Origin of the sequence: Nocardia sp. NPDC020380, from assembly GCF_044386975.1 — a bacterium.
GTDB lineage: Bacteria > Actinomycetota > Actinomycetes > Mycobacteriales > Mycobacteriaceae > Nocardia.
Map to the genome: position 1 here is coordinate 295,321 of NZ_JBIRVQ010000013.1, position 16,364 is coordinate 311,684.

General features: G+C 65.8%; 19 protein-coding genes. 13 read left to right on the plus strand and 6 right to left on the minus strand.

The genetic code is table 11. The annotated features are described in order from the left end of the window. The first annotated feature begins 131 nt into the window (after positions 1 to 131). Entirely contained in the window at positions 132 to 611 is a 480-nt protein-coding gene (locus ACH438_RS33550; RefSeq protein WP_397012630.1) for a hypothetical protein, read from the plus strand. A 74-nt stretch (positions 612 to 685) separates the two neighbouring features. Further along, entirely contained in the window at positions 686 to 1,726 is a 1,041-nt protein-coding gene (locus ACH438_RS33555; protein ID WP_397012712.1) for an NAD(P)-dependent alcohol dehydrogenase, read from the plus strand. Between the two features lie 19 nt (positions 1,727 to 1,745). On the opposite strand, the gene ACH438_RS33560 is transcribed toward ACH438_RS33555, so the two are convergent. After that, a complete protein-coding gene (locus ACH438_RS33560) occupies positions 1,746 to 3,188 on the minus strand; it encodes an MFS transporter (RefSeq protein ID WP_397012632.1) in 1,443 nt (480 codons plus the stop codon). A 147-nt stretch (positions 3,189 to 3,335) separates the two neighbouring features. Here ACH438_RS33560 and ACH438_RS33565 point away from each other — a divergent pair, with 147 nt between their 5' ends. Then, the gene (locus tag ACH438_RS33565; RefSeq protein WP_397012634.1) at positions 3,336 to 3,887 is read left to right on the plus strand and encodes a TetR/AcrR family transcriptional regulator; all 552 of its coding nucleotides are present in this window, start codon (positions 3,336 to 3,338) and stop codon (positions 3,885 to 3,887) included. Here ACH438_RS33565 and ACH438_RS33570 read toward each other — a convergent pair. Next, on the minus strand, positions 3,868 to 4,779 hold the full coding sequence (locus ACH438_RS33570) for an SAM-dependent methyltransferase (protein WP_397012636.1): 912 nt from the start codon (positions 4,777 to 4,779) through the stop codon (positions 3,868 to 3,870). The genes ACH438_RS33565 and ACH438_RS33570 overlap by 20 nt on opposite strands. A 103-nt stretch (positions 4,780 to 4,882) precedes the next feature. Here ACH438_RS33570 and ACH438_RS33575 point away from each other — a divergent pair, with 103 nt between their 5' ends. Beyond that, positions 4,883 to 5,107 carry a hypothetical protein gene (locus tag ACH438_RS33575; protein WP_397012638.1) on the plus strand — a complete coding sequence of 75 codons (225 nt, stop codon included), beginning with the start codon at positions 4,883 to 4,885 and terminating at the stop codon, positions 5,105 to 5,107. A gap of 24 nt (positions 5,108 to 5,131) precedes the next feature. On the opposite strand, the gene ACH438_RS33580 is transcribed toward ACH438_RS33575, so the two are convergent. Both ACH438_RS33580 and ACH438_RS33585 read right to left on the minus strand, forming a co-directional pair. Continuing rightward, positions 5,132 to 5,998, minus strand: a complete 867-nt coding sequence (locus ACH438_RS33580) for a helix-turn-helix domain-containing protein (RefSeq protein ID WP_397012640.1) — start codon at positions 5,996 to 5,998, stop codon at positions 5,132 to 5,134. Next, complete coding sequence (locus ACH438_RS33585; RefSeq protein ID WP_397012642.1) at positions 5,995 to 6,621, minus strand: DUF6879 family protein; 627 nt, start codon at positions 6,619 to 6,621, stop codon at positions 5,995 to 5,997. The genes ACH438_RS33580 and ACH438_RS33585 overlap by 4 nt, the downstream gene beginning before the upstream one ends. A gap of 405 nt (positions 6,622 to 7,026) precedes the next feature. Between ACH438_RS33585 and ACH438_RS33590 the strand changes: the two genes are divergently transcribed. From ACH438_RS33590 to ACH438_RS33610, 5 genes are all read left to right on the plus strand, one after another. Next, positions 7,027 to 7,434: a hypothetical protein gene (locus ACH438_RS33590; protein ID WP_397012644.1), complete on the plus strand. Its 408-nt coding sequence runs from the start codon at positions 7,027 to 7,029 to the stop codon at positions 7,432 to 7,434. Between the two features lie 94 nt (positions 7,435 to 7,528). Beyond that, positions 7,529 to 7,948: a hypothetical protein gene (locus ACH438_RS33595; protein WP_397012646.1), complete on the plus strand. Its 420-nt coding sequence runs from the start codon at positions 7,529 to 7,531 to the stop codon at positions 7,946 to 7,948. 74 nt (positions 7,949 to 8,022) lie between these two features. Further along, positions 8,023 to 8,547: a MarR family winged helix-turn-helix transcriptional regulator gene (locus tag ACH438_RS33600; RefSeq protein WP_397012648.1), complete on the plus strand. Its 525-nt coding sequence runs from the start codon at positions 8,023 to 8,025 to the stop codon at positions 8,545 to 8,547. A 56-nt stretch (positions 8,548 to 8,603) separates the two neighbouring features. Then, positions 8,604 to 9,017 carry a hypothetical protein gene (locus ACH438_RS33605; protein ID WP_397012650.1) on the plus strand — a complete coding sequence of 138 codons (414 nt, stop codon included), beginning with the start codon at positions 8,604 to 8,606 and terminating at the stop codon, positions 9,015 to 9,017. Positions 9,018 to 9,025: 8 nt separating this feature from the next. After that, positions 9,026 to 9,913 (plus strand): NAD(P)H-binding protein, encoded by an 888-nt coding sequence (locus tag ACH438_RS33610; RefSeq protein ID WP_397012714.1) that lies wholly within the window; start codon positions 9,026 to 9,028, stop codon positions 9,911 to 9,913. On the opposite strand, the gene ACH438_RS33615 is transcribed toward ACH438_RS33610, so the two are convergent. After that, positions 9,880 to 11,082, minus strand: coding sequence for an FAD/NAD(P)-binding oxidoreductase (locus ACH438_RS33615; RefSeq protein WP_397012652.1), 1,203 nt, complete (start codon positions 11,080 to 11,082; stop codon positions 9,880 to 9,882). The two genes, ACH438_RS33610 and ACH438_RS33615, sit on opposite strands and share 34 nt — an antisense overlap. A 108-nt stretch (positions 11,083 to 11,190) precedes the next feature. On the opposite strand from ACH438_RS33615, the gene ACH438_RS33620 reads away from it, so the two are divergent. The 3 genes from ACH438_RS33620 to ACH438_RS33630 are packed head-to-tail and all read left to right on the plus strand — an operon-like array spanning position 11,191 to position 14,232. Continuing rightward, complete coding sequence (locus ACH438_RS33620; RefSeq protein ID WP_397012654.1) at positions 11,191 to 12,006, plus strand: GntR family transcriptional regulator; 816 nt, start codon at positions 11,191 to 11,193, stop codon at positions 12,004 to 12,006. After that, the gene (locus tag ACH438_RS33625; RefSeq protein ID WP_397012656.1) at positions 12,003 to 12,803 is read left to right on the plus strand and encodes a sulfite exporter TauE/SafE family protein; all 801 of its coding nucleotides are present in this window, start codon (positions 12,003 to 12,005) and stop codon (positions 12,801 to 12,803) included. Before ACH438_RS33620 ends, ACH438_RS33625 begins: the two co-directional genes overlap by 4 nt. Before the next feature lie 19 nt (positions 12,804 to 12,822). Then, complete coding sequence (locus ACH438_RS33630; RefSeq protein ID WP_397012658.1) at positions 12,823 to 14,232, plus strand: rhodanese-like domain-containing protein; 1,410 nt, start codon at positions 12,823 to 12,825, stop codon at positions 14,230 to 14,232. Here the strand turns inward: ACH438_RS33630 and ACH438_RS33635 are convergent. Further along, positions 14,212 to 14,391, minus strand: a complete 180-nt coding sequence (locus ACH438_RS33635) for a hypothetical protein (protein WP_397012661.1) — start codon at positions 14,389 to 14,391, stop codon at positions 14,212 to 14,214. The two genes, ACH438_RS33630 and ACH438_RS33635, sit on opposite strands and share 21 nt — an antisense overlap. 195 nt (positions 14,392 to 14,586) lie before the next feature. Between ACH438_RS33635 and ACH438_RS33640 the strand changes: the two genes are divergently transcribed. Next, on the plus strand, positions 14,587 to 16,362 hold the full coding sequence (locus tag ACH438_RS33640; protein WP_397012663.1) for a cutinase family protein: 1,776 nt from the start codon (positions 14,587 to 14,589) through the stop codon (positions 16,360 to 16,362). Positions 16,363 to 16,364 lie beyond the last annotated feature (2 nt).

Genomic DNA, 16,364 nt, shown 5'->3' on the forward strand with positions numbered 1-16,364 from the left:
GACGGCCACGGCCCGATTCATCGCACCGCCGGGGGATTCCGTATCCCTCGCGCAGGGGATTCCCGCTGGCCGGAGCGACCCAACAGCTACGCTTCAGTTATTGATCCTGTACCTGCGGAGAGGGGCGTTCGATGCGGCACACAGCGATTACGAAACTCATGGGCACGCTGGGTCTCGGGGGCCGGCGCGGGGTGACCTTGGCCGTATGTTCCGCGGCGGCGCTGCTGCTGCCCGCGGCTCCGCCCGCCAATGCGGAGATCGTCGGCATCATCGTCTACAACACGGGCAGCCAAGGCCCGGTCATGGGCTGCCCGCAAACCATCCAAGCGGGCATCACCGACCCCGCCGGCAGTCGATACGAGATCACCGACAATGGCGCTCAACTGCAGCCGGTCACGATCGATCAGAACGGCGACCCGCAGGTCCTGTGGACACCGGGCAATCTGGGCTGGCATGCCATCGAGGTGCGGCAGTGGGCGCCGGACGGGCGATTCTCGTCGGGGCGGCTCGATATCGAGGTGCATCGGATCGGAATCAATTCCGGCAGTGTGTGTTTCGCCGACGGTTTCCCGCTGTGGATCAATCCGCTGACCGGTTCTTTGTTCACCTGACGCCCGGCCCCTCGGCCTAGGCTCGGTTAGGGACCTGCCCCACACCGGAAGGGAACGACCTCGTGACGGAATCGATGAAAGCCATCCAGTACCCATCGGTCGGCGCAGCACCCGAGGTGGTGCGGATACCCAAACCCGTGCCCGGTCCCGGCCAGGTATTGCTGCGGGTCACGGCGGCGGGCGTCTGCCATTCCGACTTCCTGATCATGGGAGTGCCGGCCGAGCAGTTGAGCTTTCCGCTACCGCTGACGCTCGGCCACGAAGGGGTGGGGATCGTGGCCGAACTCGGCGACGGAGTCACCACCGTGGCGGTGGGTGACGCCGTCGCCGTCTACGGTCCGTGGGGCTGTGGCCGCTGCACCGAATGTGCTGCGGGCAAAGAGAATTACTGTCTGCGGGCCCGCGATCTCGGCATCCACCCGCCGGGTCTGGGCGCGCCAGGCGCGATCGCCGAGTACATGCTGGTGGATGACCCGCGTCATCTGGTGCCGCTCGGCGATCTGGATCCGGTGCAGGCGGTCCCGCTGACCGATGCGGGCCTGACTCCGTATCACGCCATCAAACGTTCGCTGCCGAAACTGGTTCCGGGTTCGACCGCGGTCGTCATCGGCACCGGCGGGCTCGGCCACGTCGCCATCCAGATCCTGCGGGCACTGACCCCGGCCCGGGTGATCGCCTTGGATGTCAGCGACGAGAAGCTCGAGCTCGCCCGTGAGGTCGGCGCCCACGAGACGGTCCGCTCCGATGCCGCGGCGGCCCAGCAGGTTCGGGACCTGACCGGCGGCGTCGGGGCCGAGGCGATCTTCGATTTCGTCGGCGCTCCCCCGACGGTGACGACCGCCGGCGCGTGTGCCCGCGTCGAATCGGATGTCACCATCGTCGGGATCGGCGGTGGCGCCCTGCCGGTCGGTTTCGGCGCCCTGCCGTATGAGGTGTCGGTGACCGCCCCGTACTGGGGTAGCCGGACCGAGCTGATCGAAGTGCTGGATCTGGCTCGGGCCGGGGTGATTTCGGTGCATACCGAGACCTACCCCCTCGAGGATGCCCCGATCGCCTATCAGCATCTGCACGACGGCAAGGTCCGTGGCCGGGCCGTCATCCTGCCGAATCCCTGATCTCGGTTCACGGGCCATTTCAGTTCGCCGGGCGCGGGTTCCGGTAGATGAAGGCGACGACGAAGGTCAGCGCGGCAATGCCCGCGGCGGCCGCGAACGCGGCCGTCATCCCGCTGACCAGGGCGTGCTGCACCGAACCGCCCGCACCGCGCGAGGTGGTGCCGAAGATCGTGACCAGGATGGCGAGGCCGAGCGAGGCGCCGGTCTGCTGCAGGGTCTGCAGCGCACCGCCCGCCGCACCGGCTTCGTGCGGCTCGACATTGGACATGATGATGACGTTCAGCGGTGAAACCGCCAGGCCGATACCGAATCCCATGAGAATCATCGCGATGAACAGCAGCGGGAAGTAGCCGCTGCGATCGGTCAGCTGGGTGAGCAGGATCAGTCCGGCGACCATGGACGCCGTACCGGTCATGGTCAGCGGCTTGGGGCCGAAGCGCGGTAGCAGGCGCGGAATCGTGCGGATCATGGTGAACATCAGCAGTGCCGTGGGCAGGAAGGCGAAACCTGTTGCCAGCGCACTCAATCCGAGCACATCCTGCAGGAACTGGGTGAGGAAGAAGAACATCGACATGCCGGCCATCGGGGCCAGGAACATGCTGGCGTAGGCGGTGGCGCGATTGCGATCGCGGAACAGGTGCAAGGGCAACAGCGGTTGGGCCGAACGCGATTCGATGGCCAGGAAGGCGAGGATCAGCGCGGCGCCGGCCGCCAGCGAGATATCGGTGGTCGCATTGCCCCAGCCGTGGGAGGCGGCGCTGATGAAGCCGTAGACCAGGGCGGCCACGCCACTGGTCGCGGTGATGGCGCCGGGCAGGTCGAGATGCGCGGACTGTCGTTCGGCGCGGGGCAGGTAGCGCAGTGCCAGCACCACGACCAAGAGCCCGAAGGGCACGTTGATGAACAACACCGAGCGCCAGCTCAGCCATTCGGTGAGCAGGCCACCGACGATGAGGCCGATGGCGAAGCCCGCGCTGGACATGCCGGAGAACAGTGCGAGCACCCGGATGCGGGCCTTGGGTTCACGGAAGATGGTGGTCAGCAGCGCGAGAGTGCTGGGTCCGGCCATGGCTCCGCCGATGCCCTGCACGACGCGGGCCGCGAGCAGCCATGCGGCGGAGGGCGCGAGCCCGCCCGCGAGTGAGGCCAGGGTGAAAAGGGTTGCGCCGGCGATGAAGAGCGTGCGGCGCCCGAACAGGTCACCGGCGCGCCCGCCGAGCAGTAGCAGCCCGCCGAAGACCAGGGTGTAGGCGTTCATGACCCAGGACAGGCCGGTCGCGCTGAAGTGCAGATCGGCCTGGATGCGCGGCAGCGCCACATTCATGACCGTGATGTCGAGGACGATCATCAATTGGCAGGTCAGCAGCGTGACCAGCACCAGGTTCGATCGAAGTCGGCTCTCGGAGGGTGGGGAGACGCGGGTGCCGGTGACGGCAGCGTCCGAGGAAAGGCTGGTCGACAAGGAAAGCTCCAACGAATGGAAATCAAACGGAGGGATCCTCCGTTTCCGATAGAGCTATCATATGGAGGGTTCCTCCACTTACGCAAGTCTATCCGGAGGGTCCATCCGTTTTCTACTGGAGGGTTCGTGGAAGCACCGTCCAAACCGATGCGCGCCGACGCACGCCGGAACTACGAGCGGATCGTGTCGATCGCCCAGCAGGCCTTCGCCGAACTGGGACCGGACGCGCCGCTGGAGGAGATCGCGCGCCGATCCGGCGTCGGCATCGGCACGCTGTATCGGCACTTCTCGAATCGAGACGTGCTCATCGAGTCGGTCTACCGTTCCAATATCGAGCAGTTGAGCGCCCGCGCCCACGAACTGCTCGAAACCCAGCCGCCCGCCACGGCTTTGGAGCAGTGGCTACGCGAACAGGTGCAGTGGGTGATGGCCAACCGCATCCTGGCCACCACCCTCAAGGCCGGCATGGATCACGGCTCCCCCACCTTCACCCTGTGCCGGACGGCCCTCAACGAGGCCGCCGAGGCCCTACTGCAAGCCGGCCGGGACGCGGGCGCGATCCGCTCCGACATCGAATCCCGCGACCTGCTCAGGATCGGCCACGGCATCGGCGTAGCCTGCGAAACATCCCCCGACGCAGCCGACCGCCTCCTCGCCGTAACCCTAGACGGCCTACGCGTCACCGCCGACGGGCAATGACGAACCCATTCCGCGCAGCGGCAGTGAACCGATCGATCGGCGTATCCCCCGGCGGCGGTAGCTCGCGCCCATAAGCGATCGACCGCTCGAACGCGTCGAAAGCCTCGGAGTCCCACCCGAACCGATCCAGCCACACCGCCGAGGCCTCGCCGATCCCACACCCCGACCACATCGACTCCACGTCCTCACCCGCGGCCACACTCATCGCCCGCCCCATCAACGCCACAGCATCAACGTGCAGATATTCGACCGAGATCCGGCTCCCCGAAACAGCCAGCCCACTGATCGCCCCCAACAACCGATCGTTCTGCTCCGGCGTCAAATAACTGACCAGCCCCTCCACCAGCCAAGCCGACGGCTCCCCCGCATCGAACCCGGCCGCAACCAGCGCCGACCCCCACTCCTCCCGCAAATCCACCGCCACCGCGACCCGCCGCCCCTCCGGCTTCGCCCCGCACCCATCGAGCACCCGCTGCTTGAATCCGAGCACCTCAGCCGAATCCAGCTCGTACACAGTCACATCGGCCGCCCACCCCAGCCGAAACGCCCGAGTATCCAGCCCCGCAGCCACAATCACCACCTGCCGAATCCCCCGCGTAGCCTCCCGCAGATACTCATCGAAAAACCGAGTCCGAATCGGCGCATAGTTGGCGAAATTCGCCCAAATATCCGCGAACCCCTCACCACCCCCGGCATTCTCACTCCCGAACGGATCACCCCCACTCGCTTGTAGAAAGTCAGCCGCGTAGGGATCGTCGAAGAGCCGATCCGCTCGCCGAGTCTCCGCCGCCCGCATAGCGGCGACCATGAGCGCAGTACGTCCGACGCCGGTAGGCACAGCGTCGCTGGATGAGCCGGAGCCATTGATCGTCACCCGACCACCGTAGGCCACCCCACCGACAACCCCGACCCCTCGATCACAACAGTGAACAGTCAGCTATCTTGACCCATAAAGCGTCACTCCGTGTTCGTCCCAACCAACACGAGGAGGCATCATGCGGTCCTCACGCCCAGCTGCACTGTTAGCAGCCCTGTGCATCCCCTTATCAATCCTCACCACCGGCCTAGCCACCGCCGACCCGGACAGCCCCGACCCCAACACAGGCGTCTGCCCCTACCCCACCGCCGACAACCCATACTGCACCGACATGCACGACAACGACGACGGCGACAACACCCGCAACCGGGGCGACTATCCGGGCTCGGACCACCAACAGTGACGCGGTGCGCCATCCCCAACCCGGCTAACTGAAGTCCTCGATTGAACCTGTCGACGCGGTTCGTCGGGTCTCGACTGCTTTGCGGATCAGCGCTCGCGCCGCCTCGCCCTTGGCTGATTGTGCTGCGAGGAGATCGAAAGCGCGGCCATATGCGGCCACCTCGCGTGGCTGAGTGGTACTCAGAGCGGCAGTGATGCCCTCTACAACGGCGAGTTTGTTGTCATAGATGACGAAATTGGTTGGGGATACGAGGTATTGGGCCGTCGATGGGATGATTCCCAATAATACCCGGGGAAGCGACATTGCCGTCAGCAAGCGGTCCAACTGCCCGAACATCACCCCGTCGCCTCCGACGGTCGTATAGAGCGCCTGCTCTCCGATGATGTAGTGCACACGCCGAGCCCCTCGGTACAGGTATTGCTGCTGGCGGTCCATACGCGCGGCCACGGCCTCCTCGGCATCGTTCGGCGTCTGGTTGAACTCGGCGACGCGATGGAACACGGCCTCGGCGTATTCCGGAGTATGGAGCAATCCTGGGATCAGAGCCGGATCGTATCCGCGGATAAGCCTTGTCTCCGATTCGATTTCGTTGACATGCTGCTGTGCGCGGCGCATGCCGATACTGAGTGATCGTCGCCATTCGAGGTGAGCGGCATCGATATTGCGGAGGCCGGCAACGAGTTCGGGTACGTGGTCTTCGGCGGCGGTGTGTTCACACCACGTCCGTATGTCGTCCTCGGACGGCGTCTGCTTGCCGTACTCGATCTTCGAAACCTTCGAGGGGTGCCAATCGGCCAACTCGGCCAGCTGGCGGCCGGTCAGGTCTGCATCCCTGCGAAGGTCTCGGAGTTGCTGTCCGAGCGCTTCGCGCGCCTTCTGGACGTTGGTCACGCGGTAGCGGCCGTCCGGCGGTAATCGGCATACGGAATCGCGCGCTGCCAGGCAGCGTCACGCACCTGCGCGCACCGTCGTACCAGGACCGGATCGGTGGTCACCGCCGCTCCGGCGGCTGACCCGTCTACTCGAAACAGCGTGAAAGCGACTGTGTCGTCATCGAACAACCAATAGTCATCGGTGCTCAGCTCGTCGACCGCGACACGACGCCGCGGCAGATACCGGATATCCTCCCCCGCTTCGATATTCAACGGCGACACGGCCAGACTCCAGCACACGTAGTCGAGATGCGGCTCCGTCACGACCCGAACCCGGCTGAAACTCACACCACGCAACGTTGATTCACGGACCAGATCGAGCCACCCCTGAAGCCAGCCGAAGTCATCGGGTTCACCGGTCAAGAACTTCCGGAACGGTTCTGACTCCTCCGGCGTCTCGTAGCTGTCCTGGACCTCGAGATGAAAGGCCGAACGTCGGCACGATCGGAACATCTCTGTGAAGTCGTCGTCAATTACGTGGAGCATCGCGGCGAATCTCTTTTCCGACAGGTACTTCGATGCTGCGTTCGTAGGGCGGAATGTCCATCTGCGCCAGCGCTTCCGGATCAGCAACAGTGTCACCCGTGAGAGTGAATGTACCGTGCCCGGTGTCGTGTAGCAGCGTCCCGAGGCAGGTGCCGGGTTCGAGATAGGCGAGCAGTGGATGGGGGATTTCGATCAGGTCCGGGTCCTCCGGGACGCGCCACCCCTGACAGACGTAGGTACCTCGGTCCGAGGCATACAGAGTCGGGGAATGGTCGCCCTGGGTGTTCTTGCCGAGAAAGCGCAAACGCATGGCTTTGCCTCCGAAGGAGAGTGTCCAGGCATCCATTATTGCTCGAAATCACTCGCACATCAGGCAGATCGTCGAGCAATCCCGAGCAATTTCCTGGTCTTGCAACCGCTCTCGTCTCTAGCGTCTCAGGCAGGAGTTCGGAGCCGGTCGAGCCACCCCGAGCTGCTTCACCAACGACGACAGGGGCGGACATGACTGACACTCCACAGCAGCCGCCGGCAAAGGCGGTCATCTTCATCTACAGGGCGCTCGCGGCAACGAAGGCTCGGCTGGACTGGGCAGAGTTCTACGCGAGGCAATATGCGATCGGCCACAACCTTCGGGTCGGTCGGGTCCTGGTGGCAGACAACATCAACGTCGGAGTAAACGAGCTGCTCAGCATGGTCCGCCAGCTCGACGCCGCCATCGTCATCACACCCAACCTCGATCACGTGGGCGGTTCACCGGTGGCCGTGACCAAGTTCGCGGAGCTCCACACCGTCAAGCCAGTGAGCCGGTTTCGCTGGACGACAGGAGAAGCCGCGGCACGTGAGGCCAGACTGAGGCTCGCCCTTCAGCCCTTCCGATACTCGGGCACCCCGGACGACGGTGACGTTTGACCGCTTGATCCAGGCCCACCTCGGCCGCAACTCGCATCTATCGCGAAGACAACCGGCGGCGGGATAATTGCGCCTGGAGTCGGTAAGGACAGAAATGAAGATCGTATCGAGTGGGCTCGGAATCGGTTTTGCCGTTTTGCTTTTCGCGGCACCTGCGAGCGCCGATGCGGGGGTGGGGGCCTTCGCCGGGACATGGGACGGGATGCGGGAGGATGTCGTCATCGGCACCGGCGGGAGCGGACAGTTCGACTACACGGACTTTCACAACTGCTCCGGCTGTTCGATGGCAGACGCACCGAGGAGCACGGTGAACTTCACTCTGACGTCAGTGTCGGGGAATGTAGCCAGTGGGACCGTCACTGCCAGTTCGGATACCGCGGCCTACTCGGTCGGGGAGCCGGTGACGGTGACGTTGCAGTCGGAATCTTGGGGGCAGGCCATCCAGTGGTCCATCAATGGCGAGCAGGACGGGCTGTTCTGTACGGCCGCTCAGGCCGCGGAGTGTGGTGGCTGACCGATCGAGGCAGAGCCTAGGACGTGAGCAAGGCTACTTTGACCGGGTAGATAGTTAGGTGCCATATTAGATTCATGGCATCGGGTTCGGAGGCGCTGGACGCTCCTACGCTGGGGCAGGCGCGGACGCAGTTGCGGCGGTATGGGCTGGAGTCCGAGGTGGATCCGCAGGCGGTGCTGGTTGCGGTGCGGCTGTTGGCTGCGGGGGCGCGGCTCGGGCAGGCTACCGAGGCGCATTTTGCTCGGTTCGGGTTGTCTACGGGGCGTTATCGGTTGTTGGCCGATCTGGAGGATGCCGGTGGGGAGAAGTCGCCTTCGCAGCTGGCGGCTGGGTTGGGGGTTACGCGGGCAACGGTTTCCGGGTTGATCGATGGGTTGGAGCAGCAGGGGCTGGTGGTGCGGCGGGGGTCTGCCGAGGATGGGCGCGCTGTGGTGGTGGTGCTTACCGCGCGGGGGGCGCAGCAGTTGCGCGAGATGGCGCCTGAGCTTTTCGGTCGGCTGCAATCGATGGTCGGGGGGCTTACGCGGGATGAGCGAGCTACCTTCCTGGATCTGCTTGGGCGGATCACGCAGGGTATGGGTGCCCTCACCGCCGACTGATCGCATGCGCATCGGTCGGCGCTCTCTTTTGACCATGTTGTTAGGGACCTAATCAGATGAGTGAAGGTATCGGGTCGGCACGATTCGTCGTGTGGCGGGAAGTGCTGTTCGCCTACCTGGCACCGGCGGTGTGTGCCGGGGCGGGCGGGTTGATCACCGGGCAGGTGGGTTTGCTGCGTGCTGCGGTGACTTCTATTGCGGGGACTTCCGCGTTCGTGGCCTTTCTGCTCGGAATCTGGTTGAAGTACCAGGGATTTCGCTATGAATGGCTGTGGGAGGAGCTGGCGGTGTTGCTCACCGTGGGGTTCGGGGTCGGGGCGGGCGTCGCTGCTGGGGTGGAGGCTCAATTCCTCACTGCCACCACGTCGTTGCCCGATCGCATTCGGATCGACTTTCCTGTTGCCGCCGCGCTGGCCGCCACGATCATCACGTGGCGCTGGTGCTCGGCCCGACGAGAGGCAGCCAGATGATTGCCGTCATGGGCGCCACGGGCGCGACCGGTCATGCACTGTTGATCCGCCTGATCGAGCAAGGTATCCCCTGTCGGGGGCTGAGCCGCGACCCGGATAGGTTGCGCGCCATGACAGCCGGCGCCGAGGTCGCGTATGCCGATGCGGCGGATACAGCCTCGCTCCGGGTCGCGTTCGAGGGCGCGACGCAGTTGTTCCTCACCATGGTCAACAGTCCGGCGCAGGTCGAACACGAGACTCGCGCAATCGAAATCGCGCGGGAATGCGGGATTCGGCACGTGGTCAAGCTGTCGGCCCCGGCTGCCGCGCCGGACTCGCCGGTGGGCGTCTCGCGCTGGCATCATGCGATCGAGCAGACACTGCGAGCCTCCGGTCTCGAGCACACGCTGTTACGTCCGTACGCCTTCATGCAGAAGCTGCCGCTACTCGGCCCGCAGGTGGCGGCGCGGGGCACGATTCTCGGGGCCATGGGTTCGGCCGCGTGCAATTACATCGACGCCCGTGATATCGCGGACGTCGCTGCCGCGGCGCTGACTCGAACCGAAATAGCTGGCGGCACATACACTCTCACCGGTTCACGAACCTACAGCTACCCAGAGCTGGCAAACCTGTTGAGCGGCATGCTCGGCACCCCGGTCCGCTACCTCGTGCTCTCGCCCGCGGATTTCCGCGCACAGCTCATCGAGCGGTCCGGCATGCCTGGTTGGCTGGCCGACCACATCACCGAGATCCAGCAATTGGCCGTCGCGAACCCGGAGCATCCGACCGATACCGTCGCGCGCATCCTCGGCAGGCCGCCTCGCTCGCTCGAGTCCTACGTGGCCGAGAATCTCGACGCCTTCCGCGCCCCCACCGGCGCGGGCTATGCGCGGCCGCGAAGCATCAGGTTCCAGTAGAAGAACGGGAGCCCGTACCGCTTCAGGTACCACATGTCGCGCCGCGATCTGGTGGTGTCGATGAGGGGAAACGACGGTGTGTGGGTGCCGCTGTAGTCGAACTCCGCGAGGAGCATGGTTCTTCGCGAGGTGGTCAGCGGGCATGAACCGTAGCCGTTGTAGCGCGCCGGCAATGGCCTCGACCGTAACGTGGCGAGCAGGTTGTCCACCACAACGGGGGCTTGTTTGCGCACGGCGGCACCGGTTTTCGCGTTCGGGGTGGACGACACGTCGCCCAGGGCGAAGACTTCGGGAAACCGGTTGTGTTGCAGCGTGTATCGGTCGACGTCGATCCAACCGGCCGTGTCGTCCGGGTCGGACAGCGAGGAGGACCCGAGCCAGTCCGGCGCCGATTGGGGCGCGACCACATGCAGCATGTCGTAGCCGATCGAGTCGGTGGTCCCGTTCGCATTGTCCAGGATCGTGACCCGCCGCCCGTCGGGATCGACCTGCATGAGTTCGCTGTTCAAGCGCACTTCGATGCCGTACCCGGCCGCGACGCGCTCGAGTTCGGCCGCGAAGGCCGCGAGCCCGAACATGGCCGGTGTGGGCATGACCAGCACGACGCGGATGTCCCGCAATGCCCCGACGCGGCGCCAATGGTCGCAGGCCAGGTAGGCGATCTTCTGCGCCGCACCGGCACATTTGATCGGTCCGCTCGGCATGGTGAAAACCGCGGTGCCCGAACGCATATTGCGGATCAGCTCCCAGGTCTTGGGTGCGAGTTCGCGGGCATAGTTGCTCGAGGCGTGCGGGCCGGCGAGGGCCTCGCGCACGCCGGGGATTGCGTCCCAATGGATCTGGATGCCAGGACAGACGACGAGGCGCCGGTACCCGACGGTGCCGCCGTCGTCGAGGATGACCTGCCGCTGATGCGGGTCGATGCTCTCGGCGGCCCGCCGGACCCAGCTCGCCCCTTTCGGCATGACCGCCGCCTGTGGCCGGCCGCTCTCCCCCATGCCGGCGCACCCGCCGCCGACGAGGGTCCACAGCGGCTGGTAGTAGTGCGTGACCGCCGGGTCGATGACGCAGACTTCCCGGCCTTTCCGCCGCAGTCGCGCGGCGACGCTGATTCCGGCGCTACCGCCGCCCAGAACGACGATTTCGTGACGTAGAGCGTGTGCGGGCATCACTGCTGCCTCTCCCCTGCCGATCGTCAAAATGTCCGTACATTATGATTCCTAATGTCCGTACATTAGTCTGACCCGCGAGACGCCGCCAAAAACGCAGGAGATCCGATGCCCACGAACCCGGACCAGGCCCCCGCCCGTCCGCTGCCGCGCGAAGCGGGCACCACCTTGTGGCGGCAACTACAGGCCGACCTGCAGCGCCGGCTGCGCGCAGGCGAGTTCACCGAGCACTTTCCCGGCGAGCTGGAACTGCGCGACGAGTACGGCGTCAGCCGCCACACCGTGCGCGAGGCCCTGCGCGGACTGCGCGAGGACGGCGTGGTCACCGCGAGCCGCGGCCGACCCGCCAAACTCGCCGCACCAGCGGAGATCACCCAGCCGCTCGGCGCGCTCTACAGTCTGTTCGAATCCGTCGAGGCCGCCGATCAACGCCAGCGCAGCATCGTGCGGCGCCTGGATGTTCGAGCCGACGCGCACGCGGCGGTACGGCTGGGCCTCGAGGAGTCGACGCCGCTGGTCTATCTGGAACGGCTGCGTCTGGCCGACGAACAGCCGCTGGCCCTCGATTGCGCCTGGCTTCCGGCCTCGATCGCGCTAGGGCTGCTCGATGCCGACTTCTCGCACACCTCGCTCTACGAGGAACTCTCCACTCGCTGCGGCGTCCGGCTGACCGACGGGCACGAGCAGATCCGCGCGGTGGTCCCCACGCCCGCCCAGCAGCGACTGCTCGAGATCGGCCCGGAGACCGCCGCCATGCGGGTCGACCGGATCGGTGCGGTCAACGGCCTGCCGGTCGAGTGGCGCATGTCCTTGATCCGGGGCGATCGCTTCAGCGTTCTCGCCAGTTTCTCCGCGCGATCCGGCTACACCGTGAATCTCGCTGCGCCCAGGGATCTTTCGTATTCCGGTCAGGGGACCCGTTGATCGTCATCGCGTCCGTGATCGGCGCGTGTATCGGGGTGTGCCTGGGTGCGCTCGGTGGCGGCGGGTCGATCATCACCGTGCCCGCGCTGGTGTATCTGCTGCAGCAGCCGCTCTCGACGGCCATCACCCAGAGCCTGGTGATCGTCGGAATCTCCGCCGTCGTCGCCGTCGCCGGTCATGCCCGCGCCGGTCATGTGCGATGGCGCGCGGGCATCGCCCTCGGCGCGGTGGGCGCGCTTGCCGCTTGGGGCGGAACGGCTTTCGGTCGTTTGATACCCGCGAGCACGGCACTGGCCTCGTTCGCGGTCCTGATGCTCGTGGTGGCCCTGTCCTTGCTCTATCGGTCGAGATCCCGGCTGACCCGTTCGATCTCCCCGGCGACCCAGTCGAACGACCTCCCACGCTCCGAGCGGACAACACAGATCCGCAGCGCAGTAGAAGTCATACTCGCCGGTCTCCTCATCGGCGGCCTGACCGGATTCTTCGGCGTCGGAGGCGGATTCGTCATCGTCCCGGTGCTGGTGATCCTGCTCGGCTACCCCATGCCGGTCGCGGTCGGCACCTCGCTGCTCGTGGTCTCGCTCAACTCCGCGACCGCGCTACTGGCCCGGATCGGCCATCAGCCGATCGAGTGGTCGGTGGTCATACCGGTCACCGTGGTCGCGATCCTCGGATCCGTCGTCGGCAAGGTCATTTCGCAGCGCACCTCCGAATCCGTACTGACTCGCAGCTTCGCGGCGATGTTGCTAGTAGTGGCCGGTTACGTGGGCGCTCGCAGTTTCGGGCTACTGCCGTAACACAGAATGGAGTTCACGCATGATTCTGGAACAGTTCTACCTGCAGTGCCTCTCCCACGCCTCCTACCTCGTCGGGGACGAGGCGACCGGCCGGGCGATCATCGTCGACCCGCGGCGTGATGTGGACGAGTACCTCGCCGATGCGCAACGGGACGGCCTGCGCATCGAGGGTGTCGTCAATACCCACTTCCACGCCGATTTCGTCTCCGGCCATCTCGAACTGGCCGCCGCCACCGGCGCGTGGATCGGTTTCGGTGAGGCCGCGGAGACCGACTATCCGATCCGCCGGCTGCGCCACGGCGAGCGGATCTCGCTCGGCGCGGTCGAGATCGAGGTCCTGTCCACGCCCGGGCACACCTGGGAGTCGGTCAGTCTGCTGGTCCGGGACGGCGCCGAGCCCATTGCGGTGCTGACCGGCGACTCGCTGTTCATCGGGGATGTCGGCCGCCCGGATCTCGCGAATCTGGGCGGCAGCACCAATACCGATCTGGCGCGCGCCATGTACGGCACCATCCACAAGACGCTGCTGACCCTGCCCGACCATGTCCAGGTGATGCCCGCGCACGGCGCCGGATCCTCGTGCGGCAAGAATCTGTCGGCGGCGCTGGTGTCGACCATCGGCGAACAGCGCCTGAGCAATCCGGCCGTGCAGCCGATGACCGAGGATGATTTCGTCGCCCTCATCACCGCGGGTCAGCCCGCGGTGCCCGGCTACTTCAGCACCGACGCCGACCTCAACCGCCGGGTGCACACCCTCTTCGACAGCACCAAGACGGTTCCCGCGCTCACCGACGCCGAACTCCGCGATGTGCTGAGCGGAGCAGGCGCATTCGTGATCGATACCCGGGCACCGGAGGAATTCGCGGTCGGTCATCTCGCGGGCTCGGTCAATGTCGGGCTCGGCGGCCGATTCGCGGAAACATGTGGCATGGTGGCGGATATCGGCGACCCGATCCTCGCGATCACGAATCCCGGCCAGGAGCAGGAAGCCCTGCTGCGTCTTTCCCGCATCGGATACGACAATGTCATCGGTGTCTACGACACCAGCCCGGGTGAATCCGGATCCGCCTTCCCCGCTTCACTTTCCGAATTCGTCGAGCACACCGATCGCGTCACGGTCGCCGAACTGGCGGACCTGCTCGAGCAGAATTCCATCACCCTGCTCGATGTCCGCAATCTCGGCGAGCGGGAATCGGGATACATTGCCGGGTCGCTGCACATCCCGCTCGCCGAGCTGGCCCGGCGAGCGTCCGAGGTGCCGGATGGCAGGCCCGTGGTCGTGCACTGCCAGAGCGGCTGGCGGTCGAGTGTGGCGGCCAGTCTCCTTCGCGCCCAAGGGCATTCGGCGACCACCGATCTGCTCGGTGGATACGCCGCATGGTCGGAGACCATGGCCGCCACACCCGGTTCAGAAACTGCCGAGGAATGAACTGAACACGCCCAGCAGCAATTTGATGAGTCCGATGCCGATTCCGGAGGAGCCGCTGCCGGAGAGCCCGCTGCCGCCGCCGGGCGTGTACTGGCCGTTGTTTCCGGTTCCGCCGGCAATATAGTTGACTGCATCCATTGCGCTCATGAGTGTATGCATGATTCGAACCGCCTGTCTCGGAACAGTATTTGAACTGACGCATCCGATCGGTGGATGCCGAGACGAAGGTAACAGCGCTCGCCGGAATTGATCCAGCGCCGTCTCCCCAGTCAATCCCCAGTCGCCGGGGATGATCGAATATGGTTCTACTGGAACATGAATTCCACGCCGCTGACTCGTTCATGCCCGCATCGCATGGCCGCAACGATCGTGACCGCTTGTCTCGCAGTCGGTTCGGCAGCCACCGCCACCGCCGCCGTCCCCGCACCGCCGCCCGAATGCGCCGCCACCTTCAACCTGTTCATCCCCGGCACCTGGGAAACCGACGAAGCCGCCGACCCCGCACAGCCCCGCGGCATGCTCGGGCCGGCCGCCGAAGCCGTTCGCCGCGAACACGGCTCGGACACCGATATCTACTTCGTTCCCTATATGGCCCGCGCCTTCGACAACGGCTACACCTACGCCGACAGCAAAAGCACCGCGCTGAACAATGCGCAGCAGGTCCTGCGCGACTACAGCAGCCGGTGCCCCGCAGCCGAATTCACGATCAGCGGTTACAGCCAGGGCGCCGATGCGGCGGGCGATCTCGCCTCCGCGATCGGGAACGATCAAGGTCCGGTGCCCGCCGACCGGGTGCTGGCCGTCGGCCTGCTCGCCGATCCCGGAGCGGGCACCAGCGGCGAGAGCGTGGTCGGGCCGCCCACCCCCGGCACCGGTATCGCCGATCCGCGCCCGCAGGGCATGGGATCGCTTGCGGGGCGGGTGTACTCGATCTGCCATCCCGGGGACCTGTACTGCTCGATTCAGAAGGGCGCCAATCCACTCCTCGGGTATCTGGGCTCACTGCTCGGCAAAACTCTCAGCAGCGGCGACAATTCCCGGCTGGCCAAGACACTCACCTCGGACTTCTCGAAGGCGGACCTGGCAGGCACGGCCACCACCGTCGGCGATCTGAATGCCGCGCTCACCACACCCGGTGGCATCGAGCTGGGCCGATTACGCGACAGCGCGGACAAGCTGGCCGACACCATCGACCCGCTCGCCGATCTGCTCGGCTCCGGCGCGGCCGGCCCGGCGACCCTGTCCCGGTTGACCGCCGCCCCGGCGGGAACGGCCGAGAACGACGCCGGACAGGTCCTCACCACGGCACGGCAATCCGACCTGTCCGGGGTGGTCTCAACGGTGCGCACGATCGCCGATACCGCAGGGTCACTGTTGAATACCGGTGTCGGGACACTCCAGACCGGTTCGGCCCAGGCGGTGCCGTTGAAGAACGCAGCCGACCGGCTCGGCCAGCTGATCGCACCGCTCCTCGCCACTCCGGCCGATACTCTCGCCACGGCGGCCGGGACGCTGGCGGGGCTGAAACCCGCTGTGCTGGTTCAGCAGACGATCGATGCCGTCGCCAAGATCGGCACGCTCGATATTCCGGGCATCCTGAGCAATCTCGCGCTGCTGCCCAAGAAGGTCGTCGCGCTGGATGCTCCGGGCGCGCTGGCGATCGCCGGTCAGCTGGCCGGTCAGTTCAAGCCGTTGCTCGAGCTGGCCAATGCTGTTGATCCGCAGTGGCTCTCGCAGATCCTGTCGATGTTTCCCGGCCCGTGCGCGCGGCTCGCCGCGGCGGTGACTTCGCTGCTCTCCCAGGTCGACACCTCCCGGATTGCCGGAATCATCGACCGGATACAGCAGGATCCCGATCCGGCCCATTGGGCATCCGCCGGTCTGGACCTCCTGACCGACGCCGCCCAGCAGATCGGCCATCTCGATCTGACCGGTGTGCTCGCCGCGTTCGCCGCCCCTGCCGAGCATGTCGATCCGGTCGCCCTCATCGACGAGGGTCTGAGCGCGGCGGACTTCTTCGCATCCGGTGTGCATGCGGATTACGGTTCGCTCGTGGTCGACCAGGATGGTCGCAATGCCATCCAGTGGCTCGGTGATCAGCTCAATCTCGAGATCGGGCACGCGGGTTGAGA

What these genes read in the sequence shown, in the direction of transcription:
- ACH438_RS33630 (WP_397012658.1), top strand. Translation starts at nt 12,823, where the DNA reads ATGATTCTGGAACAGTTCTACCTGCAGTGCCTCTCCCACGCCTCCTAC.
- ACH438_RS33575 (WP_397012638.1), top strand. Translation starts at nt 4,883, where the DNA reads ATGCGGTCCTCACGCCCAGCTGCACTGTTAGCAGCCCTGTGCATCCCC.
- ACH438_RS33615 (WP_397012652.1), bottom strand. Translation starts at nt 11,082, where the DNA reads ATGCCCGCACACGCTCTACGTCACGAAATCGTCGTTCTGGGCGGCGGT.
- ACH438_RS33555 (WP_397012712.1), top strand. Translation starts at nt 686, where the DNA reads ATGAAAGCCATCCAGTACCCATCGGTCGGCGCAGCACCCGAGGTGGTG.
- ACH438_RS33640 (WP_397012663.1), top strand. Translation starts at nt 14,587, where the DNA reads ATGGCCGCAACGATCGTGACCGCTTGTCTCGCAGTCGGTTCGGCAGCC.
- ACH438_RS33550 (WP_397012630.1), top strand. Translation starts at nt 132, where the DNA reads ATGCGGCACACAGCGATTACGAAACTCATGGGCACGCTGGGTCTCGGG.
- ACH438_RS33565 (WP_397012634.1), top strand. Translation starts at nt 3,336, where the DNA reads ATGCGCGCCGACGCACGCCGGAACTACGAGCGGATCGTGTCGATCGCC.
- ACH438_RS33635 (WP_397012661.1), bottom strand. Translation starts at nt 14,391, where the DNA reads ATGCATACACTCATGAGCGCAATGGATGCAGTCAACTATATTGCCGGC.
- ACH438_RS33605 (WP_397012650.1), top strand. Translation starts at nt 8,604, where the DNA reads ATGAGTGAAGGTATCGGGTCGGCACGATTCGTCGTGTGGCGGGAAGTG.
- ACH438_RS33600 (WP_397012648.1), top strand. Translation starts at nt 8,023, where the DNA reads ATGGCATCGGGTTCGGAGGCGCTGGACGCTCCTACGCTGGGGCAGGCG.
- ACH438_RS33595 (WP_397012646.1), top strand. Translation starts at nt 7,529, where the DNA reads ATGAAGATCGTATCGAGTGGGCTCGGAATCGGTTTTGCCGTTTTGCTT.
- ACH438_RS33610 (WP_397012714.1), top strand. Translation starts at nt 9,026, where the DNA reads ATGGGCGCCACGGGCGCGACCGGTCATGCACTGTTGATCCGCCTGATC.
- ACH438_RS33590 (WP_397012644.1), top strand. Translation starts at nt 7,027, where the DNA reads ATGACTGACACTCCACAGCAGCCGCCGGCAAAGGCGGTCATCTTCATC.
- ACH438_RS33620 (WP_397012654.1), top strand. Translation starts at nt 11,191, where the DNA reads ATGCCCACGAACCCGGACCAGGCCCCCGCCCGTCCGCTGCCGCGCGAA.